The sequence below is a fragment of the Streptomyces poriticola genome (assembly GCF_036689765.1).
GTDB lineage: Bacteria > Actinomycetota > Actinomycetes > Streptomycetales > Streptomycetaceae > Streptomyces > Streptomyces poriticola.
Map to the genome: position 1 here is coordinate 37,061 of NZ_JBAGKH010000017.1, position 21,609 is coordinate 58,669.

Annotated in this window: 23 protein-coding genes, 1 tRNA gene and 1 riboswitch; of the genes, 8 read left to right on the forward strand and 16 right to left on the reverse strand. The window is 71.2% G+C overall.

Annotated features, from left to right (window positions below; translation table 11 throughout):
• Positions 1 to 57 precede the first annotated feature (57 nt).
• Together V5O46_RS20625 and V5O46_RS20630 are read left to right on the forward strand one after the other, a co-directional pair.
• On the forward strand, positions 58 to 2,601 hold the full coding sequence (locus V5O46_RS20625) for a transglycosylase domain-containing protein (protein WP_332886112.1): 2,544 nt from the start codon (positions 58 to 60) through the stop codon (positions 2,599 to 2,601).
• Between the two features lie 80 nt (positions 2,602 to 2,681).
• Positions 2,682 to 6,029 carry an AfsR/SARP family transcriptional regulator gene (locus V5O46_RS20630; protein WP_332886113.1) on the forward strand — a complete coding sequence of 1,116 codons (3,348 nt, stop codon included), beginning with the start codon at positions 2,682 to 2,684 and terminating at the stop codon, positions 6,027 to 6,029.
• Between the two features lie 13 nt (positions 6,030 to 6,042).
• Here the strand turns inward: V5O46_RS20630 and V5O46_RS20635 are convergent, their stop codons facing one another.
• The 5 genes from V5O46_RS20635 to V5O46_RS20655 form a co-directional block, all read right to left on the reverse strand.
• Positions 6,043 to 6,855, reverse strand: a complete 813-nt coding sequence (locus tag V5O46_RS20635) for an ABC transporter permease (RefSeq protein ID WP_332886114.1) — start codon at positions 6,853 to 6,855, stop codon at positions 6,043 to 6,045.
• Positions 6,852 to 7,856: an ATP-binding cassette domain-containing protein gene (locus V5O46_RS20640; protein ID WP_332886115.1), complete on the reverse strand. Its 1,005-nt coding sequence runs from the start codon at positions 7,854 to 7,856 to the stop codon at positions 6,852 to 6,854. The genes V5O46_RS20635 and V5O46_RS20640 overlap by 4 nt, the downstream gene beginning before the upstream one ends.
• Positions 7,857 to 7,968: 112 nt before the next feature.
• On the reverse strand, positions 7,969 to 8,289 hold the full coding sequence (locus V5O46_RS20645; protein WP_332886116.1) for a DMT family transporter: 321 nt from the start codon (positions 8,287 to 8,289) through the stop codon (positions 7,969 to 7,971).
• 32 nt (positions 8,290 to 8,321) lie between these two features.
• A riboswitch (guanidine-III (ykkC-III) riboswitch) is annotated at positions 8,322 to 8,387 on the reverse strand.
• A gap of 108 nt (positions 8,388 to 8,495) precedes the next feature.
• A complete protein-coding gene (locus tag V5O46_RS20650; RefSeq protein ID WP_408649032.1) occupies positions 8,496 to 8,798 on the reverse strand; it encodes a GroES family chaperonin in 303 nt (100 codons plus the stop codon).
• 78 nt (positions 8,799 to 8,876) lie between these two features.
• Positions 8,877 to 9,206 carry a DUF3618 domain-containing protein gene (locus V5O46_RS20655; RefSeq protein ID WP_332886118.1) on the reverse strand — a complete coding sequence of 110 codons (330 nt, stop codon included), beginning with the start codon at positions 9,204 to 9,206 and terminating at the stop codon, positions 8,877 to 8,879.
• Positions 9,207 to 9,301: 95 nt separating this feature from the next.
• On the opposite strand from V5O46_RS20655, the gene bcp reads away from it, so the two are divergent.
• A complete protein-coding gene (bcp, locus tag V5O46_RS20660) occupies positions 9,302 to 9,769 on the forward strand; it encodes a thioredoxin-dependent thiol peroxidase (RefSeq protein ID WP_332886119.1) in 468 nt (155 codons plus the stop codon).
• A 163-nt stretch (positions 9,770 to 9,932) separates the two neighbouring features.
• Positions 9,933 to 10,015: transfer RNA gene (locus V5O46_RS20665), tRNA-Leu, on the forward strand.
• Between the two features lie 40 nt (positions 10,016 to 10,055).
• On the opposite strand, the gene rdgB is transcribed toward V5O46_RS20665, so the two are convergent.
• The 4 genes from rdgB to V5O46_RS20685 form a co-directional block, all read right to left on the reverse strand.
• The gene (gene rdgB / locus V5O46_RS20670; protein WP_332886120.1) at positions 10,056 to 10,658 is read right to left on the reverse strand and encodes an RdgB/HAM1 family non-canonical purine NTP pyrophosphatase; all 603 of its coding nucleotides are present in this window, start codon (positions 10,656 to 10,658) and stop codon (positions 10,056 to 10,058) included.
• Positions 10,659 to 10,719: 61 nt separating this feature from the next.
• Positions 10,720 to 11,127: a hypothetical protein gene (locus V5O46_RS20675; RefSeq protein WP_332886121.1), complete on the reverse strand. Its 408-nt coding sequence runs from the start codon at positions 11,125 to 11,127 to the stop codon at positions 10,720 to 10,722.
• Between the two features lie 161 nt (positions 11,128 to 11,288).
• A complete protein-coding gene (rph, locus tag V5O46_RS20680) occupies positions 11,289 to 12,026 on the reverse strand; it encodes a ribonuclease PH (protein ID WP_332886122.1) in 738 nt (245 codons plus the stop codon).
• Between the two features lie 86 nt (positions 12,027 to 12,112).
• Positions 12,113 to 12,346, reverse strand: coding sequence for a glucose PTS transporter subunit EIIB (locus tag V5O46_RS20685; protein ID WP_093720813.1), 234 nt, complete (start codon positions 12,344 to 12,346; stop codon positions 12,113 to 12,115).
• Positions 12,347 to 12,528: 182 nt separating this feature from the next.
• Here V5O46_RS20685 and V5O46_RS20690 point away from each other — a divergent pair, with 182 nt between their 5' ends.
• Together V5O46_RS20690 and V5O46_RS20695 are read left to right on the forward strand one after the other, a co-directional pair.
• Positions 12,529 to 13,824: a PTS transporter subunit EIIC gene (locus V5O46_RS20690; RefSeq protein ID WP_332886123.1), complete on the forward strand. Its 1,296-nt coding sequence runs from the start codon at positions 12,529 to 12,531 to the stop codon at positions 13,822 to 13,824.
• A gap of 223 nt (positions 13,825 to 14,047) precedes the next feature.
• Positions 14,048 to 15,298 carry a PTS transporter subunit EIIC gene (locus tag V5O46_RS20695; RefSeq protein WP_332886124.1) on the forward strand — a complete coding sequence of 417 codons (1,251 nt, stop codon included), beginning with the start codon at positions 14,048 to 14,050 and terminating at the stop codon, positions 15,296 to 15,298.
• 159 nt (positions 15,299 to 15,457) lie between these two features.
• Here V5O46_RS20695 and V5O46_RS20700 read toward each other — a convergent pair whose 3' ends face one another.
• Positions 15,458 to 16,210 (reverse strand): MBL fold metallo-hydrolase, encoded by a 753-nt coding sequence (locus V5O46_RS20700; protein ID WP_332886125.1) that lies wholly within the window; start codon positions 16,208 to 16,210, stop codon positions 15,458 to 15,460.
• Between the two features lie 215 nt (positions 16,211 to 16,425).
• On the opposite strand from V5O46_RS20700, the gene V5O46_RS20705 reads away from it, so the two are divergent.
• Complete coding sequence (locus V5O46_RS20705; protein ID WP_332886126.1) at positions 16,426 to 16,896, forward strand: type II toxin-antitoxin system PemK/MazF family toxin; 471 nt, start codon at positions 16,426 to 16,428, stop codon at positions 16,894 to 16,896.
• A gap of 31 nt (positions 16,897 to 16,927) precedes the next feature.
• Here V5O46_RS20705 and V5O46_RS20710 read toward each other — a convergent pair whose 3' ends face one another.
• The 6 genes from V5O46_RS20710 to clpS all read right to left on the reverse strand — a co-directional run bounded on the left by V5O46_RS20710 (position 16,928) and on the right by clpS (position 20,018).
• Entirely contained in the window at positions 16,928 to 17,878 is a 951-nt protein-coding gene (locus V5O46_RS20710; RefSeq protein ID WP_332886127.1) for a PLP-dependent cysteine synthase family protein, read from the reverse strand.
• A 6-nt stretch (positions 17,879 to 17,884) separates the two neighbouring features.
• Positions 17,885 to 18,163, reverse strand: coding sequence for a MoaD/ThiS family protein (locus V5O46_RS20715; RefSeq protein ID WP_332886128.1), 279 nt, complete (start codon positions 18,161 to 18,163; stop codon positions 17,885 to 17,887).
• Between the two features lie 95 nt (positions 18,164 to 18,258).
• The gene (locus tag V5O46_RS20720; protein WP_317774922.1) at positions 18,259 to 18,354 is read right to left on the reverse strand and encodes a putative leader peptide; all 96 of its coding nucleotides are present in this window, start codon (positions 18,352 to 18,354) and stop codon (positions 18,259 to 18,261) included.
• A gap of 133 nt (positions 18,355 to 18,487) precedes the next feature.
• Positions 18,488 to 18,910 carry a M67 family metallopeptidase gene (locus tag V5O46_RS20725; RefSeq protein ID WP_332886129.1) on the reverse strand — a complete coding sequence of 141 codons (423 nt, stop codon included), beginning with the start codon at positions 18,908 to 18,910 and terminating at the stop codon, positions 18,488 to 18,490.
• 169 nt (positions 18,911 to 19,079) lie between these two features.
• A complete protein-coding gene (locus V5O46_RS20730; RefSeq protein ID WP_332886130.1) occupies positions 19,080 to 19,688 on the reverse strand; it encodes a DUF2017 domain-containing protein in 609 nt (202 codons plus the stop codon).
• A gap of 12 nt (positions 19,689 to 19,700) precedes the next feature.
• The gene (gene clpS, locus V5O46_RS20735) at positions 19,701 to 20,018 is read right to left on the reverse strand and encodes an ATP-dependent Clp protease adapter ClpS (protein ID WP_332886131.1); all 318 of its coding nucleotides are present in this window, start codon (positions 20,016 to 20,018) and stop codon (positions 19,701 to 19,703) included.
• A gap of 108 nt (positions 20,019 to 20,126) precedes the next feature.
• Here clpS and V5O46_RS20740 point away from each other — a divergent pair, with 108 nt between their 5' ends.
• Positions 20,127 to 21,473 (forward strand): nicotinate phosphoribosyltransferase, encoded by a 1,347-nt coding sequence (locus V5O46_RS20740; protein WP_332886132.1) that lies wholly within the window; start codon positions 20,127 to 20,129, stop codon positions 21,471 to 21,473.
• Positions 21,474 to 21,609 lie beyond the last annotated feature (136 nt).

The window sequence follows — 21,609 nt, forward strand, 5'->3', positions numbered from 1 at the left end:
CACCGGGATACACAGAAGCCCTACCGAACCAGGCACCACAGGAGTCTTGAGCACACCATGAGCGACGAGCCGCAGCCGAAGCCGCCGACCCCGGGCTGGGCGCGCAACAACGCCCCGGGCTCCCAGGACGCCGACCGGCACCGGCCCGGGGCCGACGGCAAGCCGGGCGGCAAGCCCGGCAACCGGCCCGGCTTCCGGCCCGGTGGCAAGCCCGGCGGCAGGCCCAAGCGCCCCCCGCGCACCGGCTGGCGCCGGTTCGTCCCCACCTGGCGCATGGTCCTCGGCACCTGCATCATCGGCGTCCTGCTGCTGATCGGCGGCTTCTTCCTCGGCTACCACCTGGTCCGGATCCCCTCCGCCAACGCCCTCGCCACCCAGCAGAGCAACGTCTACCTCTACGCCGACGGCACCGTCCTGGCCCGCGACGGCGAGGTCAACCGGGAGAACGTCGACCTCGCCCGCGTCTCCAAGGCGGCCCAGCACGCCGTACTCGCCGCCGAGGACCGCGACTTCTACACCGAGTCGGCCGTCGACCCGTCGGCCATGGTCCGCGCCGCCTGGAACACCGCCACCGGCAAGGGCAGGCAGTCCGGCTCCACCATCACCCAGCAGTACGTCAAGAACTACTACCTCGCCCAGGAACAGACCGTCACCCGCAAGGTGAAGGAGTTCTTCATCGCGATCAAACTCGACCGCGAGACATCCAAGGACGAGATCCTCGAGGGCTACCTCAACACCAGCTACTTCGGCCGCAACGCCTACGGGATCCAGGCCGCCGCCCACGCCTACTACGGCATCGACGCCACCGACCTCGACGCCGCCCAGGGCGCCTACCTCGCCTCCCTCCTCAACGCCCCCAGCCGCTACGACGTCATCACGCACCCCGAGAACCGGCCCGCCGCCGAGGACCGCTGGAACTACGTCCTCGACGGCATGGTCGAGGAGGGCTGGCTCGCCCCCTCGGAGCGGGCCGGCCTGACCTTCCCGACGCCCCGGCAGAACACGCTCCCGGGCGGCCTGTCCGGACAGCGCGGCTACATCGTCCAGATCGTCAAGAAGTACCTCGCCGACAACAACATCGTCGAGGAGGACGAACTCGACCGCGGCGGCTACCGCATCACCACCACGCTGCACAAGGACAAGCAGGACGCCTTCGTCAAGGCCGTCGACGACAACCTGATGTCCCGGCTCGACAAGACCCGCAAGGTCGACACCTACGTCCGCGCCGGCGGCGCCGCCGTCGACCCCCGCACCGGCAGGGTCGTCGCCATGTACAACGGCATCGACTACGTCAAGCAGTACACCCCCAACGCCACCCGCCGGGACTTCCAGGTCGGCTCCACCTTCAAACCGTTCGTCTTCGCCGCCGCCGTCCAGAACCACGCCGAGACCCAGGACGGCCGCACGATCAACCCCAACACGATCTACGACGGCACCAGCGAGCGCACCGTCGAGGGCTGGCCCGGCAAGCGGTACGCCCCCGAGAACGAGGACCACCGCGACTACGGCGACATCACCGTCCGGGAGGCCACCGACAAGTCCGTCAACGCCGTCTACGCCCAGATGGCCGTCGACGTCGGCTCCGACCGGGTCAAGCAGACCGCGATCGACCTGGGCCTCTCCTCCCGGACCCCCGAACTGGTCGCCAGCCCCTCCATCGCCCTCGGCACCGCCACCGCCAGCCCCCTCGACATGGCCCAGGCCTACGCCACCCTCGCCAACCACGGCCGGCACGGCACCTACACCCTGGTCGAGAAGATCACTCGCGGCGGCAGGGAGATCGTCGAGCTCCCCGGACGGCGCGAATGGCAGGCCGTCAGCCGGGAGGCCGCCGACACCACCACCTCCGTCCTGCGCAGCGTCGTCCAGAACGGCACCGCCACCGCCGCACAGGCGGCGGGCCGGCCCGTCGCCGGCAAGACCGGCACCGCCGAGGAGGACACCGCCGCCTGGTTCGCCGGCTACACCCCCGAGCTCGCCACCGTCGTCGCCGTCATGGGCCAGGACCCCGTCACCGCCGCGCACAAGTCGCTCTACGGCGTCATGGGCCTCGCACGCATCAACGGCGGCGGCGCACCCGCTCAGATCTGGGCCCAGTTCACCAGGGAGGCCCTCAAGGGCGAACCCGTCACCTACTTCGACCTGCGGCTCCAGCCCGGCGCCGACGAGACCCGGGCACCGTCCGCCGACCCGTCCGACCGGGAGACCGGCAGCGACGACCCGGCCGACCCCGACCCCGGCGACGCCGAGCAGGACACCGGCAGCGACCCGACCCCGCCCGGACTGACCGAGGGCCGCACCGGCGGTGACGACACCGGCGGCCCCGGCGACCCCGGCAGCGGCAGCGGCAGCACCGAGGGCACCTCCGGCGGGGGCACCACCGGCGAGACGTCCACCGGCGGAGGCGGCGGAACCACCGGCGGCGAGGACGGCAGAGGCAGCGGTGGAACCACCGGCGGAGGGGGCGACACCGGCGGAGGGGGCGACACCCGTGGAAGCGGCGGCACCGGCTCAGGGGGCGGGGACGACGACGACGGCGGCGGCGCGGTCGACGACGGGACGACCACCGGACCGTTCCCCGGCTTCCCCCGCCGGGGCTGACCCCGGCCGACCAGGCGGGACGCCGCGATCCGCCGGACACTCACGTGCACCGGTGACGGGGCGGCGGACACAATGGCCGGGTGTACTACCGGATACTCGGCCCCACCCGGGCTCTGCACGACGACGGGACGTCCGTCGCGCTCGGCGGCGCCCGGCTGCGGGCGCTGCTGACCGCGCTGGCGCTGCGTACGGGGCGCGCGGTCCCCCTGGACATCCTGGTCGAGGAGGTCTGGGACGGGGACCCTCCCGCGGACACCGCCGGCGCGGTGCAGGCCCTGACCGGCCGGTTGCGCCGGGCGCTGGGACGGGACGCGGTGGAAGCCGTCGAGGGCCGCGCGTACCGGCTGCGCGCGGAACGCGACGAGGTGGACCTGCACCGGTTCGACCGGCTCGCCGACGAGGGGACGCGGGCACTGGCCGACGGCGACGCCGTCAAGGCGGCGGCACTCCTCGACGAAGCACTCGCGCTGTGGCGCGGCCCGGTACTGGCGGACCTGCCTGGCCGGCTCCCGGAGGCCGCCCGCTGGGAGACCCGGCGGCTCGACGCCCGCCGCACCCGGCTGGCCGCGGTGCTCGCGATCGGCGGCCGGGCGGAGGAGGCCCTCGCGGAGCTGGCGGCGGCGTGCGCCGCGCATCCGCTGGACGAACGTCTGCAGGAGCTGCGGATCGCGGCACTGCGGGACGCCGGCCGCACCGCGGAGGCGCTCGCCGCGTACGAGGAGGTCCGCCGCACCCTCGCCGACACGCTCGGCACGGACCCCGGCCCGCGGCTGCGCGCCCTGCACCGGGAACTGCTGCGCCCGCACCCGGACGAGCCGGGCGGCTCCCCCGGCACCCACCCGGCCCACGTGCCGCCCGGCACCCGGCCGCCGGGCAACCTGCGCGCCAGGCTCGACAGCTTCGTCGGGCGCGAGCCCGAGCTGCGGGCCGTCCGGGAGGATCTGGCCCGGGCCCGCCTCGTCACGCTCGTGGGGACGGGCGGCTCGGGCAAGACACGGCTGTCCCAGGAGGTCGCCGAGCGAACCGCCGAGGGCCCCGGCCACCCCTGGCCCGACGGCGTATGGATCGCCGAACTCGCCTCCCTGGAGGGCCCCGAATCGGTTCCGGAAGCGGTACTCGCCGCACTGGGAGGACGCGAGACCGTACTGCGCGGGGCCGGTGCCGACGAACTCCGGGCGGGCGGCGAGCGGCAGAGCGGCGACGCCCTCGCCCGGCTCGCCGAATACTGCGCGCGCCGGCGCATGCTGCTGCTCCTGGACAACTGCGAGCACGTGGTCCAGGCAGCGGCCACGCTCGCCCAACGGCTCCTGGAACGCTGCCCGGGACTCACGGTCCTGGCCACCAGCCGTGAACAACTCGGCGTACCAGGCGAGTTCGTCCGCCCCGTGGGCCCGCTCCCCGCACCGGTCGCGCTGCGTCTGCTCGCCGACCGCGGCGCCGCCGCCCGGCCCGGCTTCCGTGTCGACGCGGACGAGGCGACCGCCGCGGCGTCCGCCGAGATCTGCCGCCGACTCGACGGCCTGCCGCTCGCCGTCGAACTCGCCGCCGCACGGCTGCGCATGCTCACCCCCACCCAGCTGGCCGACCGCCTGGACGACCGGTTCCGCCTGCTGACGGGCGGAGCGCGGACGGTGCTGCCGCGTCAGCAGACGCTGCGTGCCGTCATCGACTGGTCCTGGGACCTCCTCGACGCCTCCGAGCAGGCGATGCTGCGCCGCCTCTCGGTCTTCGCGGGCGGCTGCGACCTCGACGCGGCCGAATCCGTCTGCCGGGACCCGGCCGACCGCACCCCCGACGGGCACCCGGCCCCCGACGCCGCCCGGCTGCTGGGGGCGCTGGTCGACAAGTCACTCGTCGTCGCCGTGCCCGGTGAGGACGCACAGATGCGGTACGGGCTGCTGGAGACCGTCGCCGAATACGCGGGTGAACGGCTCGACGAGGCCCGGGACCGGGAGGCCACCGAGCGCCGGCACCTGCAGCACTACCGGGAACTGGCCCGGACGCTCGACCCCCGGCTGCGCGGCTCCGGGCAGCGAGCCGCGCTCGCCCGGCTGCAACTGGAGCACGAGAACCTGCGAACCGCGCTGCGGCATGCGGTCGCCGCCCACGACGAGCACGAGGGACTCAGCCTGGTGCTCTCCCTCGCCTGGTACTGGCAGCTGAGAGACCTGCGCCAGGACGCCCGCCACTGGGCGGGCGCCGTCTCGGCCCTGGGACCCGACCCGTTCGCGCCGCCCGTCGCCCCCGCACCTCCGCTGACCGAGCGCTGCACGGACACCCCACCGCCGCTCCGACCGGAACTGCTGGCAGAGGCACGCCGGCAGACGCGGCTGGTGCGGATGGCCAACCTGGACCACGCCGTCGAGGAGTGGACGACCCCGGAACGCCGCGACCTGCTCGACCGCGTCACCCGGGCCTACCACCCCGGCCTGCCGCAGGCCTGCCGTTTCCCCGCCTCGCTGTGGCTCTTCGCGGTCCGGGTCGCCGGCGGCCCGGACCGCGTCCTGGAGGTCCTCGACGCCACCGTGCGCACCGCGCAGCAGGCGGGATACGACTGGGAGCTGGCGACCGTGCTCCAGGTGCGCGCCGACGCCCTGGCCCACCGCACCCTCTCGGCGGACGACGCGCGCCGCGACGCCGACCGCAGCCTGGAGATCTTCGAACGGCTCGGTGACGCCTGGGGCGCGGCCGAAGCGCTCTCCGCCCGCGGCGAGGCGCACGAACGCAGCGGCGCGTACGAGGCGGCGGTGCACGACTTCCGCCGGGCGATCGACCGCGCGGCCGGCCTCGGCGCACAGAGCCAGATCTCGCTGCTGCGGGCCCGGCTCGCAGGCGTGCTCACCGAGACGGGCAGGGGGGCGGAAGCCGAGACGATCCTGCGCGAAGTGCTCGCCGCCGGCCCCGAAGCCGGATACGAGGGTGTGATCGCCGCCCGGCTGATCCTGGCCCTCCGCCTGATCGGAACCGACCGCACCTCCGAGGCACGCAGCCAACTCGGCCTGCTGCTGGAAGACTTCCGCACCGAGTCGCTCGCCGTCTTCGAAGGGCTGGCCCACGGTGTCCTCGCCTGCGTGGACGTACTCGACGGCGAGTTCGGCGACGCCCTCGCCCGCTGCCGCCAGGCATGGGAACTGGGCTGCACCCCACTGTCCCTGATGGTCAGCCCGCAGCTCTCGGCCTCCCAGCTGCTCACCGCGGCCCGGGCGCTGACCGGCCTCGGCGGCCGGGACCGGGCACTGCGCGCGGCCAGGCTCATCGGCGCGCACCGGAGCCTGCTGCCGCCCGGCCACTTCCTCAGCTCCTTCGAACGGGAGAACCTGCGGCTCGCGGAGGAGTCCGCCCGCGCCGCGCTCGGGGACACGGCGTTCGAAGCGGCGCGGGCCGAAGGCGGCGGCCTGGGCCTCGAGGAGGCGTCCGCCCTGCTCTGAGCCCCGGCGCCGATCAGCGCTGCCCGCGGAACCGGGCCACCGCCAGCGGCGCCGTGACGACGGTGATGGCCACCGCCCAGCCCAGTGTCATCCACACGGAATGGGCCACCGGCCCCCCGTTGATCAGGTTCCGCGCGGCGTCGGCGAGGCTGGACAGCGGGTTGTACTCGGTGAACTCCTCCAGCCATCCCGGCATCGACGCCGGCGGGGTGAAGATCGACGAGGCGAACTGCAGCGGCATCAGCGCGAGCATGCCGATCCCCTGCACCGACTGCGCCGACTTCATCGCGATCCCCAGCAACATGAAGATCCACATCAGGGAAGCACCGAACACCATGGACAGCCCCACCGCGGCCAGCAGACCGAACACCGAGGTCCGGACCTCCAGACCCACCAGGAAGCCGACGCCGAGCAGAACCGACGTCGCGACCAGCATCCGGCCCAGCTCGACCACGATCTTGGCGATCAGCACCGAGGACCGCGCGATCGGCATCGTCCGGAAACGGTCCATGACACCCTTGTGGAAGTCCTCGTTCATCCCCGTGCCCACGGCCATGGCGATGTTCAGACCCATCATGGCCATCAGCCCGGGGATCACATAGCCGGCGTACGCCTCACGCCCACCGCCGAGGAACGCCCCGACCGACCCGCCGAAGACAAAGACGAACAGCAGCGTGAACACGACCGGCATCAGCAACGCGTCGATCATGGACTGCGGATCGGCCTTGATCTGCAGCGCGTTGCGGCGCACCAGCGCACCGATGTGACGGACACCCGCCCGAAGACCGACCCGGCCCTCCCCCGCGGCAACGGCGACGGAACTCATACGGCGGCCTCCTCGTACACGTGCGTGCTCTTCTGCCCGGTGATCGCCAGGAACACCTCGTCGAGGCTCGGCAGATGCGTGCCGACATGTGCCAGGGCGAAACCGCGCGCCCCCATCAGACCCACCACGGACGTCAGTTGCTCGTCACTGGCGATCGGCACATGCAGCTCCCCGTCCTCCGGCAAGGTCCTGGCCCCCGCCACACCGTCCAGCCCCGCCTCGGCGATCGCCGCCGCCATCGGCGTGAGCTGCGCCGGGTCACTCGGCCGCAGTTGCAGCGTGCGCCCACCGACCTTGGCCTTCAGCTCGGCCACCCCGCCGCCGGCGATGACCCGGCCGCGGTCGATGACCGCCAGCTCGTGGGCGAGCTGCTCGGCCTCCTCCATGTACTGGGTCGTCAGCAGCACCGTCACCCCGTCCGCGACCATGCTCCGCACCTCGTCCCAGACCTCGTTCCGGGTACGCGGGTCGAGACCGGTGGTCGGCTCGTCGAGATACAGCACGGCGGGCCGGCCGACCATCGAGGCGGCCAGGTCCAGCCGCCGCCGCATCCCGCCCGAGTACTGCATGACCGGCCGCCCCGCGGCATCCACCAGCGAGAACCGCTCCAGCATCTCGTCGGCCCGCCGCCGCGCCGCGCCGCCGGACAGATCGAGCAGCCGGCCGATCATGTACAGGTTCTCCCGGCCGGAGAGCTTCTCGTCCACCGAGGCGTACTGCCCCGTCAGCCCGATGACCCGGCGCAGCTGCCGCGGCTGCCTCAGCACGTCGTACCCGGCGACCCGCGCCGTCCCCGCATCGGGCCGGACCAGGGTGGACAGACAGCGCACGAGCGTGGTCTTCCCCGCCCCGTTGGGCCCCAGCACCCCGAGCACCGTCCCCTCCTCCACCTCGAGGTCCACCCCGTCCAGTGCAACGGTCCCGCCGTAGCGCTTGACCAGTCCCCTCACCTCGACGGCCGGAAGCAGGCCGGACCGGAGGTCGTCTTCGATTCGCGTCATGTCCGCCACGGTGGCAGCCACCACCGACAGATCCGCCGCAGGTCGACGACATCCCGCCCACATCCCGCCCACATCCCGCCGACATCCCTGCCGCGGCACTGAACGGCACCCCTCAGTGGCCGGAGGTCGCCTTGAGCCCCACCACGGCCACCAGCAGCAGGCAGATGAAGAAGATCCGCGCGGCGGTCACCGGCTCCCCCAGCACCACCATCCCCAGCACCGCCGCACCCGCCGCACCGATCCCCACCCACACGCCGTAGGCGGTACCGATGGGAAGCGTCCGGGCGGCGTACGACAGCAGCACCATGCTGGCGACGATGCCCGCACCCGTGAACAGACTCGGGACGGGACGGGTGAAACCGTCCGTGTACTTCATCCCGACCGACCAGCCCACCTCCAGCAGACCGGCGACGAGCAGCAGAACCCAGGCCATGACGGCACCTCCGGGAGCGAACGGCACACGGTGATGCGTCGTCTTTGCCTTCACCCGGTACGGCGCGTCTCGTCGGGGGACCTCCAACCTAGCAAACCAAGAGGAAAGAGGCTGGTGACAACGGTCACCAGCCTCCACGCCCCGAAGATCCGCCGATCCAGAGGTACAGCGGATCACGGACGGATCAGAGACAGCTCAGAGACGGCTCAGAGATACAGCCCGGTCGAGTCCTCCGACCCCTCGAACCGGTCCGCGGCCACGGCATGCAGGTCACGCTCACGCATCAGCACGTACGCCACCCCGCGCACCTCGACCTCGGCACGGTCCTCCGGATCGAACAGCACCCGGTCACCCGGCTCCACCGTCCGCACGTTCTGCCCCACCGCGACGACCTCGGCCCAGGCCAGCCGGCGGCCCACCGCCGCCGTCGCGGGGATCAGGATGCCGCCCCCGGAACGCCGCTCGCCCTCACTGTTGTCCTGCCGCACGAGCACACGGTCGTGCAGCATCCGGATGGGCAGCTTGTCGTGCGGGATGCTGTGGTCGTTTCTGTTGGCGCTCACACCCTCGAACCTACCTGCTCCGCCTCAGACCCTGCGCCGCCGGGTACCGAGGGCCAGCAGCCCCACCACCCCGACCACGACCAGCGCGACCGGCACCACCCGCTCCAGCCGCGGCGCGCCCTGGTCGTCGACGAACCTTCCCTTCGCATCGGTGACCACGCGGTTGGCGCCGACGTAGGCGCGCCCGAGGGTGTGGTCGATGTTGGAGACGACCTTGGCCTTGACGTCCCCCATGATCGTCTTCGGATGCACCCGCATCCCGATCTCGTCGAGCGTCTCGGCCAGCACCTCGCGGCGGCGCTTGATGTCCGCCTCGATCTGCGCCGGGGTTCTGGTGTCCGACGTGTCCGCCACCGTACGGCCTCCGATGTGAAGCTGGTCCTTGTTCTGGACAGTCTGTCAGCTCTGGGCCCGACCGCACTGTCAGGACCCCCGGTTACATTGGACCGATGAGCGAGCGACTCCAGCCCGGGGACCCGGCCCCCGCCTTCACCCTCCCGGACGCCGACGGCAACGAGGTGTCCCTCTCCGACCACCAGGGCCGCAAGGTCATCGTCTATTTCTACCCGGCCGCCCTCACTCCCGGCTGCACCAAGCAGGCCTGCGACTTCACGGACAACCTGGAGCTGCTGGCCGGCGCCGGGTACGACGTGATCGGCATCTCGCCGGACAAGCCGGAGAAGCTGGCGAAGTTCCGTGACGCCGAGTCCCTTCGGGTCACCCTCCTCGCCGACCCGGACAAGCAGGCCCTCGACGCCTACGGCGCCTACGGCGAGAAGAAGAACTACGGCCGCACCTACATGGGCGTCATCCGCTCCACGATCGTCGTCGACGAGAACGGCACGGTCGAGCGCGCCCTGTACAACGTCCGCGCCACCGGCCACGTCGCCAAGATCATCAAGGATCTGGGCATCTGACCCACCCGCCCTCCCCACCCGAACGGCTCGCCCCGGCCCCACGCCCGGCACGAGCCGTTCGGCTGCTCTGTCCCAACTGGCGTGCGATCACCGGTACCTGCTGCCGGGGAGGACGACGCTTCCCAAAGGTCGGCGCAAGCCGACCGGTACCATGGCCAGGCACGCGGCCGTGATGGAAAGGCAGACATGCGGCGCTTAGAACGCCGTGGGCGATAGCCCGTGTGGGTTCGAATCCCACCGGCCGCACACGGGGCCACCCCCATCAGGGTGGCCCCTCTGAAATTGCTCAGCCCAGCAGCTCCCGTACCACCGGTACCAGTGCCCGGAAGGCCTGGCCGCGGTGGCTGATCGCGTTTTTCTGGTCCGGGGTCAGTTCCGCGCAGGTGCGCGTCCCGCCGTCGGGCTGGAGGATCGGGTCGTAGCCGAAGCCGCCGGTGCCGGACGGGGTGTGGCGCAGAGTGCCGCGGAGCCGGCCCTCGACCACTCGCTCCGTGCCGTCCGGGAGGGCCAGGGCCGCCGCGCAGGCGAAGTGGGCGCCGCGGTGGGCGTCGGCGATGTCCGCGAGCTGGGCCAGCAGGAGGTCCAGGTTGGCCTTGTCGTCGCCGTGGCGGCCGGACCAGCGGGCGGAGAAGATGCCGGGGGCGCCGCCGAGGACGTCGACGCAGAGGCCGGAGTCGTCGGCGACGGCGGGGAGGCCGGTGGCCCGGGCCAGGGTGTGGGCCTTGAGGAGGGCGTTCTCGGCGAACGTCACGCCGGTTTCCCTGACGTCGGGTACGTCGGGGTAGGCGTCGGTGCCGACGAGCTCGTGGGGAAGACCGGCGTCGGTGAGGATGGCCCTCAGTTCGGTGATCTTTCCGGTGTTGCGGGTGGCGAGGATCAGGCGGGTCATGGGGACCAGTATCCCGGGACCCGTCCGATCCTCGGTTCCGCCGCCGGTTCTCGCTCAGCCGCTACGGGGTGCAGACCTTGGTGAGTTCGCCGGCCGCGTCGGTGACGGGGCTGAGGTCGGGGGTCTGGTCGCCGTTCTCGATGGAGGTGCGGACGTTGTCGACGGCCTTGGCGAGGTTGTCGACGGCCTTGTTGACGTCGGCGTTGTCGGTCTGGTCGCCGATCTTGTCGAGGTCCTTGTCTATGGAGGTGAGGGACTCCTCCAGCTGGGTGGGGTCGTTGGAGGCGTTGTCCACGGCCTGCTGCATGTCGGTGACGCTGTCGGCGATGGCGTCGGCGGTCTGGACGCAGTCCAGTGCCTTGCCCACGGCGTCGCAGCCGGTGGTGAGGCCGGCGGTGAGTCCGGCGGCGGCCAGGGCTGCGGCGGCTATGGCGGTTCGGCGACGGCGGCTGCGTCGGGTCGCGGCCATGGGTCTCGGTCCTCCCGTTCGGAACGGGCCGGGTGGCCCTGGTGGATTGCTGCACCGGGCGTACGGCGGTGAGCCGTACGCCCGTACTGTTGATGACGCCGCGGCGGCCCGCGGAGTTGCGCCTGCGGTCCGCTTTTCTTGGGGTGCTCTTGGGGTGCCCTTTACCTCTCCAGGGGCGCGTCGAGGGCCTTGCGCTGGAGTTCGGCGAGCTCGGTGCAGCCGGCGGTGGCGAGGTCGAGCAGGGCGTCGAGCTCGTCGCGGGCGAAGGGTTCGGCCTCGGCGGTGCCCTGGACCTCGACGAAGCGTCCGTCGCCGGTGCAGACGACGTTCATGTCGGTGTCGGCGCGGACGTCCTCCTCGTAGCGGAGGTCGAGGAGGGGGGTGCCGTCGACGATGCCGACGGAGACGGCGGCGACGGTGCCGGTGAGGGGCTTGCGGCTGGGCTTGATCAGCTTCTTGGTCCGGGCCCAGGCGACGGCGTCGGCGAGGGCGACGTAGGAGCCGGTGATGGCGGCGGTTCGGGTGCCGCCGTCGGCCTGGAGGACGTCGCAGTCGAGGACGATGGTGTTCTCGCCGAGCGCCTGGTAGTCGATGACGGCGCGCAGGGAGCGGCCGATGAGGCGGCTGATCTCGTGAGTGCGTCCGCCGATGCGGCCCTTGACGGATTCGCGGTCGCCGCGGGTGTTGGTGGCGCGGGGGAGCATGGCGTACTCGGCGGTGACCCAGCCCTCGCCGCTGCCCTTGCGCCAGCGGGGGACGCCTTCGGTGACGGAGGCGGTGCAGAGGACCTTGGTGTCGCCGAAGGATACGAGGACGGAGCCTTCGGCGTGCTTGCTCCAGCCGCGTTCGATGGTGACGGGGCGGAGTTGCTGGGGGGTGCGGCCGTCGATTCGTGACATGCGGTGAGCCTAGCCGGGAGGTGTGGCAGCGGAAGGGGTCCCTCCCCCTGGCGGGCGGGACCCCTTGCGCGGTGAACCTGGGGGGTTCACATCATGTCTTCGATCTCGGCGGCGATGGGGTCGGCGTCGGTGCCGATGACGACCTGGATGGCGGTTCCCATCTTGACGACGCCGTGGGCGCCGGCGGCCTTGAGGGCGGCCTCGTCGACCAGTGAGGCGTCGGAGACCTCGGTGCGGAGGCGGGTGATGCAGCCTTCGACCTCTTCGATGTTGTCGATGCCGCCGAGCCCGGCAACGATCTTCTCAGCCTTGCTGGCCATGTTTCTTCTCCCTGATCCGAACCGCTTTGTGGCAGTAACCCACAGTTGGCCCAGCTTCGCGAGCGGTTGTCCGGTACGTGCCGAATGATGGCGTCACGACGGCGGAACCGTCCCCACAACTGGTCTACACCACCCTAATGGACGGCCGCGGTACCGCCTCTCGCAGAGGAGCCCGGAGACGGATGAGTTCCGACAGCGCGGTCAGTCCGGTACGTGCCCGCTGGAACAGGTTCTTCCAGGGACTGCAGAAGATGGGGCGCAGTCTCCAGCTGCCGATCGCCGTACTGCCGGCCGCGGGCATCCTCAACCGGCTGGGTCAGCCGGATGTGTTCGGGGACGACGGACTGGGGTGGAGCGACGTCTCCAAGGTGATGGTGGGGGCGGGGGGTGCGCTGCTGGACGGTTCGCTGGGGCTGCCGCTGCTGTTCTGTGTGGGTGTGGCCATCGGCATGGCGAAGAAGTCGGACGGTTCGACGGCGCTGGCGGCGGTGGCGGGGTTCCTCGTCTACTTCAATGTGCTGCGGCAGTTCCCGGAGGACTGTCCGGAGGGATCGGTGGCGGTGCCGCAGGTCGGCTGCCAGGTGACGGACGGGTCGGGGACGGTGACGTCGTTCACGTACCAGAATCCGGGGGTGTTCGGCGGCATCGTGATGGGGCTGCTGGCGGCGTACTTCTGGCAGCGGTTCCACCGGACGAGGCTGGTGGACTGGCTGGGCTTCTTCAACGGCCGGCGACTGGTGCCGATCATCATGGCGTTCGTGGCGATCGCGTTCGCGGCGTTGTGCCTGTGGATCTGGCCGCCGATCGGCGACGGGCTGGAGAGTTTCAGTGACTGGCTGGTCGGCCTGGGTGCGTGGGGCGCGGGTGTGTTCGGGGTGGCGAACCGGGCGCTGCTGGTGATCGGGCTGCATCAGTTCCTGAATGTGCCGGTGTGGTTCCAGTTCGGCAGTTACACCAAGCCGGACGGCACGGTGGTGCACGGCGACATCAACATGTTCCTCGCGGGCGACCCGGATGCGGGGCAGTTCCTGTCCGGGTTCTTCCCGATCATGATGTTCGCGCTGCCGGCCGCGGCGCTGGCGATCACGCACTGTGCGCGGCCGAGCCGCCGCAAGGAGGTCGGCGGGCTGATGCTGTCGGTGGCGCTGACGTCGTTCGTGACGGGGATCACGGAGCCGATCGAGTACTCGTTCCTGTTCATCGCGCCGGCGCTGTACGCGGTCCATGCGCTGCTGACGGGGGTGTCGATGGCGGTGACATGGGGGCTGGGGGTGAAGGACGGGTTCAGCTTCTCGGCGGGGCTGATCGACTACGTCATCAACTGGAATCTGGCGACGAAGCCGTGGCTGATCATTCCGATCGGGCTGTGCTTCGCGGCCGTGTACTACGTGGTGTTCCGGTTCGCGATCACCAGGTTCGATCTGAAGACTCCGGGGCGGGAGCCGGAGGAGCAGGTGGAGGACGTGACCAAGGTGTGAGCGGGTGATCGGGTCGTAGGGTGCACGCGCTTCGCGCGTACCCTTCTGCAAGGGGATTCCAGGGCCTCCGGACCGCCGGTTCCGGGGGCCTTTGCGATGCGGTTCCCGGGCACTGCCCGTAGTGGACCGGTAGCAGGAATCGCGGGTTCCTCATGGACCCTCCATCGTGCTACAACAGGTCTACACCACTGAGTGGTGTAGACCACCACCCGATGGAGGAACCATGAGCACCGCCACCGAGACGGCGGCCCCCGCGAAGAAGCGGGGATCCGGTCTGTTCCAGGGCCTGCAGAAGGTCGGCCGCAGTCTGCAGCTTCCCATCGCCGTCCTTCCGGCGGCGGGCATCCTGCTGCGGCTGGGCCAGCCCGATGTGTTCGGCGCGGAAGGCCTGGGCTGGGACAAGGTCGCGGCCGTGTTCGCCACCGCGGGTGGCGCCATCTTCGACAACCTCCCGATGCTGTTCTGCATCGGTGTGGCGATCGGCTTCGCCAAGAAGGCCGACGGCTCCACGGCGCTCGCGGCCCTGGTCGGCTTCCTGGTCTACAGCAACGTGCTGAAGGCGTTCCCGGTCACCGAGGCGCAGATCAAGGCGGGCGAGGACGTCGCCGCGACCTACAACAACCCGGGTGTCCTGGGCGGCATCCTGATGGGTCTGCTGGCCGCGGTGCTGTGGCAGCGGTACCACCGCAAGAGGCTGGTGGACTGGCTGGGCTTCTTCAACGGGCGCCGGCTGGTGCCGATCATCATGGCGTTCGTGGGCACCGCCATGGGTGTCTTCTTCGGTCTGGTCTGGGAGCCCGTCGGTGGGGTCATCTCCGACGCGGGCGAGTGGATCACCGGTCTCGGCGCCGCGGGTGCCGGTCTGTTCGGTCTGATCAACCGCGCGCTGATCCCGATCGGCATGCACCAGTTCGTCAACACCGTCTCCTGGTTCCAGATCGGTGACTTCACCAACGCCGCGGGCGAGGTCGTGCACGGTGACCTGAACCGCTTCTTCGCCGGTGACCCGGCCGCGGGCCAGTTCATGTCCGGCTTCTTCCCGATCATGATGTTCGGTCTGCCGGCCGCCGCGATAGCCATCGCGCACGCCGCCCGCCCGGAGCGCCGCAAGGCCGTGATGGGCATGATGGTCTCGCTCGCGCTGACCTCGTTCGTCACCGGTGTGACCGAGCCGATCGAGTTCGCGTTCATGTTCATCGCGCCGGTGCTCTACGTGATCCACGCGGTGCTGACGGCGCTGTCGATGGCGATCACCTGGGCGCTCGGTGTCCATGCGGGCTTCACGTTCTCCGCGGGTGTCATCGACTACGGGCTGAACTGGAACCTGGCCACCAAGCCATGGCTGATCATTCCGATCGGTCTGGTGTTCGCGGCGGTCTACTACACGGTGTTCCGCTTCGCGATCGTCAAGTTCAACCTGCCGACCCCGGGCCGGGAGCCCGCGGAGGAGGTCGAGGACCTCACCAAGGCGTGAGTCCGCGCCGCAGGCCATGACGAGGGCCCCGGAACCACCATCGGTTCCGGGGCCCTCGTCATGCCCTGGGGCCGGAGGGTGGGCCGCCCGGGACCCCGTACGTCCTGTCCCCGGACCGCGCCGGGCCTCGTACCTGGCCTCGGACCCTCGTACCTGGCCTCAGACCTCGTACGTCGCCGCCGGTACAGCCAGCTCCACCGGGCCGTCGTAGACCTCGCGGGCGTCGGCCAGGTTGATCTGCGGGTCGGTCCACGGCGGGACGTGGGTGAGGACCAGGCGCCTGGCGCGTGCGCGGGCGGCGGTCTCGCCGGCCTCGCGGCCGTTGAGATGCAGGTCCGGGATGTTCTCCTTGCCGTGCGTGAAGGCGGCCTCGCACAGGAAGAGGTCGGCGTCACGGGCGAGTTCGTCCAGCGCGTCGGTGACGCCGGTGTCGCCGGAGTAGGTCAGCGCCCTGCCGTCGTGCTCGATGCGCACGGCGTAGGCCTCGACCGGGTGGGCCACCTGGTCGGTGTGCACGGTGAAGGGGCCGATCTCGAAGGTGCCCGGCTTGACCGTGTGGAAGTCGAAGACCTCGCTCATGGAGGAGGCGGAGGGGGTGTCGCCGTAGGCGGTGGTGAGCCGGTGCTCGGTGCCCTCGGGTCCGAAGACGGGCAGCGGCGCGCAGCGTCCGCCGTCGTGCCGGTAGTAGCGCGCGACGAAGTAGGCGCACATGTCGATGCAGTGGTCGGCGTGCAGATGGCTGAGGAAGATCGCGTCGAGGTCGTAGAGACCGCAGTGGCGCTGCAGCTCGCCGAGGGCGCCGTTGCCCATGTCGAGAAGCAGCCGGAAGCCGTCGGCCTCGACGAGATAGCTCGAGCAGGCCGATTCCGCGGACGGGAACGACCCCGAGCAGCCGACGACGGTGAGCTTCATGAAGCAGAAACCTCCGCTGGCGGATATCTGGCGGATACGGGGGTGACGGGGGTCGTGCGGTTTGTCGAGCGTAAGGCGCAAAACCTCAGGTCGCTCCTCCGCCAGGGGCCGTTGTGGGGGAACTCACCTGCAGTGTCACCGGTTCGGCTGGATGCCGGGCGGGCGAGGCGCGTGAAGGGGCGCACAAAAGCGGCGCGCGCCGGTAACGTCGTCCTATGGATACCTCGTGGTGGCTCGCGCTCGCCGCGGTGGTGCTGCTCGCGCTGGTCGCCGCGCTCGTCGACGGCTGGGGCCGGGGGCACCGGCCGCCGCGCCCGCACGGGGTGCGCAGGCCGCCGGGGCATCCGAGGGGGCCGGGTGTGCGGCACGACCGGCCGCGGCCCGCGGAGATCTGGTGGGCGACCGTGCCGTACGAGGAGGGTGCGGGCGCGGGTTCGAAGGACCGGCCGTGTCTGGTGCTGTCGGTGCGCCGCCGGCGGGCGCTGGTCGCGAAGATCACCAGCCGCTACCGGGAGGAGCGGTCGGGGGTGATTCCGCTGCCGCCGGGTGCGGTCGGGGACGCGCAGGGCCGGACGAGTTTCCTGGAGACGGACGAGCTGCGGGAGGTCCCGGTGCGGGACTTCCGGCGGCGGGTGGGAGAGGTGGACCCGGTCCTGTGGGACCAGGTCCGTCACCTCGCGTCCTGAGCGGTCGGCGGCCGGCCGGGCGGCACCGGGCTCAGGCCCAGAGCTGGCCCTGGAGGGTCTCGATGGCTGCTTCGGTGGTGGCCGCGGTGTAGACGCCGGTGGAGAGGTACTTCCAGCCGCCGTCGGCGACGACGAACACGATGTCGGCGCTCTGTCCGGCCTTGACGGCCTTCTTCCCGACGCCGATCGCCGCGTGCAGGGCGGCACCGGTGGAGACGCCGGCGAAGATGCCCTCCTGCTGGAGGAGCTCCCGGGTGCGGGTGACCGCGTCGGCCGAGCCGACCGAGAAGCGGCCGGTCAGCACGGAGGCGTCGTACAGCTCGGGGACGAAGCCCTCGTCGAGGTTGCGCAGTCCGTAGACCAGGTCGTCGTAGCGGGGCTCGGCGGCGACGATCTGCACGCCGGGCCGGTGCTCGCGCAGATAGCGGCCGACGCCCATCAGGGTGCCGGTGGTGCCGAGGCCGGCGACGAAGTGGGTGATCGAGGGGAGGTCGGCGAGGATCTCGGGGCCGGTGGTGGCGTAGTGCGCGCCGGCGTTGTCCGGGTTGCCGTACTGGTAGAGCATCACCCAGTCGGGGTGCTCGGCGGAGAGTTCCTTGGCGACGCGTACGGCGGTGTTGGAGCCGCCGGCGGCCGGGGAGGAGATGATCTCCGCACCCCACATGGCGAGCAGCTCGCGGCGCTCCTGCGAGGTGTTCTCCGGCATCACGCAGACGATGCGGTAGCCCTTGAGCCTGGCCGCCATGGCGAGTGAGATGCCGGTGTTGCCGGAGGTGGGCTCCAGGATGGTGCAGCCCGGGGTGAGCCGGCCGTCCTTCTCCGCCTGCTCGATCATGTGCAGGGCCGGGCGGTCCTTGATGGAGCCGGTGGGGTTGCGGTCCTCCAGCTTGGCCCAGATGCGGACGTCGTCGGACGGCGAGAGCCGCGGCAGGCGCACCAGCGGGGTGTTGCCGACCGCGGCCAGCGGTGAGTCGTACCGCATCGCCGGTCAGGCCATCCCGCCGGCGACGGCCGGCAGGATCGTGACGTTGTCGCCGTCGGCGAGCTTGGTGTTGATGCCGTCGAGGAAACGGACGTCCTCGTCGTTGAGGTAGACGTTGACGAAGCGGCGCAGCTGGTCGCCGTCCACGATGCGCGCCTGGATGCCCGTGTGCCGGGACTCGAGGTCGGTGAGGAGTTCGGCGAGGGTGTCCCCGGTGCCCTCCACCGCCTTCTGACCGTCGGTGTACTGGCGGAGGATGGTCGGGATGCGGACCTCGATGGCCATGGCTGAGGGCTCCTGTCGGAAGGTGTCGTTGGTTCGAAACGGCGCGCGGCGGCGCCACCGCGGCCGCGAGGGGGCCGAACGGCGGCGGCGGAAGGTCAACAGATGGCGCTGTTCAGCCTGCACAGGTCGACGTGCAGCCGCGCCACGAGCAGCATGCCCGGCGCCTTGTCGCTCACGTCGAGAAGAACCATGGGCTCATCGTATCGATTCCCGGTCGGCCCCTCGGAGTGTGATCTCATACTTCGGACGTTCCTCATCCGTATGTCGAGATGCCCGTGGTCAGCGGTCGGTCGGCAGGGGTCAGGACGGGCCGGCCGGCAGTGGTCAGCCGGCCGCGACGATCTTGACCTCCTCCTCGGTCACCTCGCCCTCGACGATCCGGAAGGACCGGAACTGGAAGTCTCCGGCGCCGTCGGTGTCGGCCGTGGAGACGAGGACGTAGTGGGCGCCGGGTTCGTTGGCGTAGGAGATGTCGGTGCGCGAGGGGTAGGCCTCGGTCGCGGTGTGGGAGTGGTAGATGACCACCGGCTCCTCGTCGCGGTCGTCCATCTCGCGGTAGAGCTTGAGCAGGTCCTGCGAGTCGAACTCGTAGAACGTGGGCGAGCGGGCGGCGTTGAGCATCGGGATGAAGCGCTCGGGGCGGCCCTCGCCCACGGGTCCGGCGACCACGCCGCACGCCTCGTCGGGGTGGTCGGCGCGGGCGTGGGCGACGATCTGGTCGTACAGGGCCTGGGTGATGGTCAGCATGAGGGTCAGGATAAGCAGACGGGCCACCCCGTACCGATGGGTGGTACGAGATGGCCCACATGCCGGACCAAGCCGGGTCCGCGGGCCTGCTCGGACCGCGCCGGGCGGTGCCCGGCGGCCTCGGGGTTGCGGCTGCTGACGCCGGGTGTCCGCTGAGCGGACACCCGGCTCAGGGCAGCAGCGTGCCGACCAGGGTCTCCTGGAGGCCGCCCAGCCACAGGTACGCCATCACCATCGGCTTGCGCGGGTCCTCGTCCGGGAGCCGGTAGAGCAGGTCGGTGTCGTCCTCGTCGGCGATGTCCAGCCGGGAGCCGATCGCCAGGCGCAGGTCGTTGAGGGCGGCGAGCCACTGCCGGGACTCCCCCGGCGACAGCTTGAGCACCGCGCCGCCCTCGCCGGCCGACTCCGCGGCCAGCGCGTCCAGGGAGCGGACCACCGTGAGCGCGTTGTCGCGCTTGCCGGCCCGCAGGTCGTTCTCGGTGTAGCGGCGGAACTCGGCGGAGTACGCCCGCTGTTCCTCCGCCTCACGCGGGCCGGGGGTCGCCTCCGGATCGCCGTAGGCGTCCGGGAACAGCCGCCGGAGCACCGGGTCGGAGGGCGGCTCGCTGGGGCCTTCGGCGAAGAGTTCGGCGAGCGGGTCGTCGGGCGCGTCCTCGGCGGGGCCGGGGCCGATCAGCTCCAGGAGCTGGACGGCCAGCGACCGGATGATGGAGATCTCGACGTCGTCGAGGGCGACGGCCGCGCCGCCGCCGGGGAGCGGTTCGAAGGTTCCTGGCATGGAGGAGATTCGCTACTTCCGGTCCTGCTGCAGGGTGGCCCACAGCCCGTAGCCGTGCATGGCCTGTACGTCCCGTTCCATCTCCTCGCGGGAGCCGCTGGAGACGATCGCCCGGCCCTTGTGGTGGACGTCGAGCATCAGCTTGGTGGCCTTGTCCTTGGAGTAGCCGAAGTACGACTGGAAGACGTAGGTCACATAGCTCATGAGATTGACGGGGTCGTTGTGGACGATCGTCACCCATGGCACGTCGGGTTCGGGCACGGCGGAGACCTCTTCCGCCGACTCGGTCTTCTCGATCTCGATGGGTGCGGCTGCCGTCACAGGGCCCATGCTGCCACCACAGGGGGGTACTCGCACAAACGGGCATGCGGGGGCGGGCGGACCGGTCCGGTCCCCCGAAATCGTCAGACTGACGAAATGGGAGTACGATCCGTTGCCATGGACACAGCGGACCTTGGGCTGCCGGTCGAAGTCCCCTCGACGGCGCTCTTCACGGACCAGTACGAGCTGACGATGCTGCAGGGCGCCCTGCGGGCGGGAACGGCCGGGCGGCGGAGCGTGTTCGAGGTCTTCACCCGGCGGCTGCCGAGCGGGCGCCGCTACGGCGTCGTCGCCGGCACCGGCCGGGTGCTGGACGCGGTGGAGAACTTCCGCTTCGACGACGACGTCCTCGGCTTCCTGCGGGAACGCGGCATCGTCGACGAGGAGACCCTGGCCTGGCTCGCCGGCTACCGCTTCACCGGGGACATCTGGGGCTATCCGGAGGGCGAGGTGTACTTCCCGGGGTCGCCGGTGATGCGGGTGGAGGGCACCTTCGCCGAGTGCGTGCTGCTGGAGACGGTGGTCCTGTCGATCCTCAACCACGACTCCGCCATCGCGTCGGCCGCCTCGCGGATGTCCGCCGCGGCCGGGGACCGCCCGCTGATCGAGATGGGCGCCCGCCGCACCCACGAGCTGGCCGCGGTGGCAGCCTCCCGGGCCGCGTACATCGGCGGCTTCGCCACCACCTCCGACCTGGCCGCCGGGTTCCGCTACGGCATCCCGACCGTCGGCACCTCCGCCCACGCCTTCACGCTGCTGCACGACAGCGAGCGGGACGCCTTCCGGGCCCAGGTGGACTCCCTGGGCCGGGGCACCACCCTGCTGGTCGACACCTACGACGTCGCCGAGGCGGTGCGTACGGCGGTGGAGGTGGCCGGGACCGAGCTGGGCGCGGTGCGGATCGACTCCGGCGACCTGCTGCTGGTGGCGCACCGGGTGCGGCAGCAGCTGGACGAGCTGGGCGCCACCGGGACGAAGATCGTGGTGACCTCGGACCTGGACGAGTACGCCATCGCCTCGCTGGCGGCGGCGCCGGTGGACGCCTACGGTGTCGGCACCCAGCTGGTGACCGGGTCCGGCCATCCGACCTCCGCCATGGTGTACAAGCTGGTGGCCCGCGCCGAGTCCGACGGCCCCCAGGCCCCGCTGGTGCCGGTGGCCAAGCGGTCCACCGGCGGCAAGACCTCGATCGGCGGGCGCAAGTGGGCCGCCCGGCGGCTGGACGCCGAGGGAACCGCCGAGGCCGAGGTGGTGGGTGCCGGACCGGTGCCGCCGGAGCTGGCCGGCCGGCAGCTGCTGGCCGAGCTGGTCAAGGGCGGGGAGACGGTGGCCCGCGAACCGCTGGACGCCGCCCGTGACCGGCACGCGGCGGCCCGCGCAGGACTGCCGATGTCCGCGACACAGCTCTCCCGCGGGGAACCCGTCCTTCCGACGGAGTACGTACACGTCGGGTCGGGTAGCTGAATGCGGGTGCGACGCGTTACGGCCGGCGGTGCCCTCTCCCGTACCGCGCCGGAATTCCCTAGGCTCGGAGGTTCCACACCCGCCGGGCCGGCATCCCCTGTCACCCCTTCCGCCCCGACCCCATAGTCGAAGGACC

What these genes read in the sequence shown, in the direction of transcription:
- V5O46_RS20705 (WP_332886126.1), top strand. Translation starts at nt 16,426, where the DNA reads ATGGATACCTCGTGGTGGCTCGCGCTCGCCGCGGTGGTGCTGCTCGCG.
- V5O46_RS20710 (WP_332886127.1), bottom strand. Translation starts at nt 17,878, where the DNA reads ATGCGGTACGACTCACCGCTGGCCGCGGTCGGCAACACCCCGCTGGTG.
- V5O46_RS20725 (WP_332886129.1), bottom strand. Translation starts at nt 18,910, where the DNA reads ATGCTGACCATCACCCAGGCCCTGTACGACCAGATCGTCGCCCACGCC.
- V5O46_RS20740 (WP_332886132.1), top strand. Translation starts at nt 20,127, where the DNA reads ATGGACACAGCGGACCTTGGGCTGCCGGTCGAAGTCCCCTCGACGGCG.
- V5O46_RS20690 (WP_332886123.1), top strand. Translation starts at nt 12,529, where the DNA reads ATGAGTTCCGACAGCGCGGTCAGTCCGGTACGTGCCCGCTGGAACAGG.
- rph (WP_332886122.1), bottom strand. Translation starts at nt 12,026, where the DNA reads ATGTCACGAATCGACGGCCGCACCCCCCAGCAACTCCGCCCCGTCACC.
- clpS (WP_332886131.1), bottom strand. Translation starts at nt 20,018, where the DNA reads ATGGGCCCTGTGACGGCAGCCGCACCCATCGAGATCGAGAAGACCGAG.
- V5O46_RS20720 (WP_317774922.1), bottom strand. Translation starts at nt 18,354, where the DNA reads ATGGTTCTTCTCGACGTGAGCGACAAGGCGCCGGGCATGCTGCTCGTG.
- V5O46_RS20640 (WP_332886115.1), bottom strand. Translation starts at nt 7,856, where the DNA reads ATGACGCGAATCGAAGACGACCTCCGGTCCGGCCTGCTTCCGGCCGTC.
- V5O46_RS20715 (WP_332886128.1), bottom strand. Translation starts at nt 18,163, where the DNA reads ATGGCCATCGAGGTCCGCATCCCGACCATCCTCCGCCAGTACACCGAC.
- V5O46_RS20730 (WP_332886130.1), bottom strand. Translation starts at nt 19,688, where the DNA reads ATGCCAGGAACCTTCGAACCGCTCCCCGGCGGCGGCGCGGCCGTCGCC.
- V5O46_RS20685 (WP_093720813.1), bottom strand. Translation starts at nt 12,346, where the DNA reads ATGGCCAGCAAGGCTGAGAAGATCGTTGCCGGGCTCGGCGGCATCGAC.
- rdgB (WP_332886120.1), bottom strand. Translation starts at nt 10,658, where the DNA reads ATGACCCGCCTGATCCTCGCCACCCGCAACACCGGAAAGATCACCGAA.
- V5O46_RS20635 (WP_332886114.1), bottom strand. Translation starts at nt 6,855, where the DNA reads ATGAGTTCCGTCGCCGTTGCCGCGGGGGAGGGCCGGGTCGGTCTTCGG.
- V5O46_RS20645 (WP_332886116.1), bottom strand. Translation starts at nt 8,289, where the DNA reads ATGGCCTGGGTTCTGCTGCTCGTCGCCGGTCTGCTGGAGGTGGGCTGG.
- V5O46_RS20695 (WP_332886124.1), top strand. Translation starts at nt 14,048, where the DNA reads ATGAGCACCGCCACCGAGACGGCGGCCCCCGCGAAGAAGCGGGGATCC.
- V5O46_RS20700 (WP_332886125.1), bottom strand. Translation starts at nt 16,210, where the DNA reads ATGAAGCTCACCGTCGTCGGCTGCTCGGGGTCGTTCCCGTCCGCGGAA.
- V5O46_RS20625 (WP_332886112.1), top strand. Translation starts at nt 58, where the DNA reads ATGAGCGACGAGCCGCAGCCGAAGCCGCCGACCCCGGGCTGGGCGCGC.
- V5O46_RS20675 (WP_332886121.1), bottom strand. Translation starts at nt 11,127, where the DNA reads ATGGCCGCGACCCGACGCAGCCGCCGTCGCCGAACCGCCATAGCCGCC.
- V5O46_RS20650 (WP_408649032.1), bottom strand. Translation starts at nt 8,798, where the DNA reads ATGCTGCACGACCGTGTGCTCGTGCGGCAGGACAACAGTGAGGGCGAG.
- bcp (WP_332886119.1), top strand. Translation starts at nt 9,302, where the DNA reads ATGAGCGAGCGACTCCAGCCCGGGGACCCGGCCCCCGCCTTCACCCTC.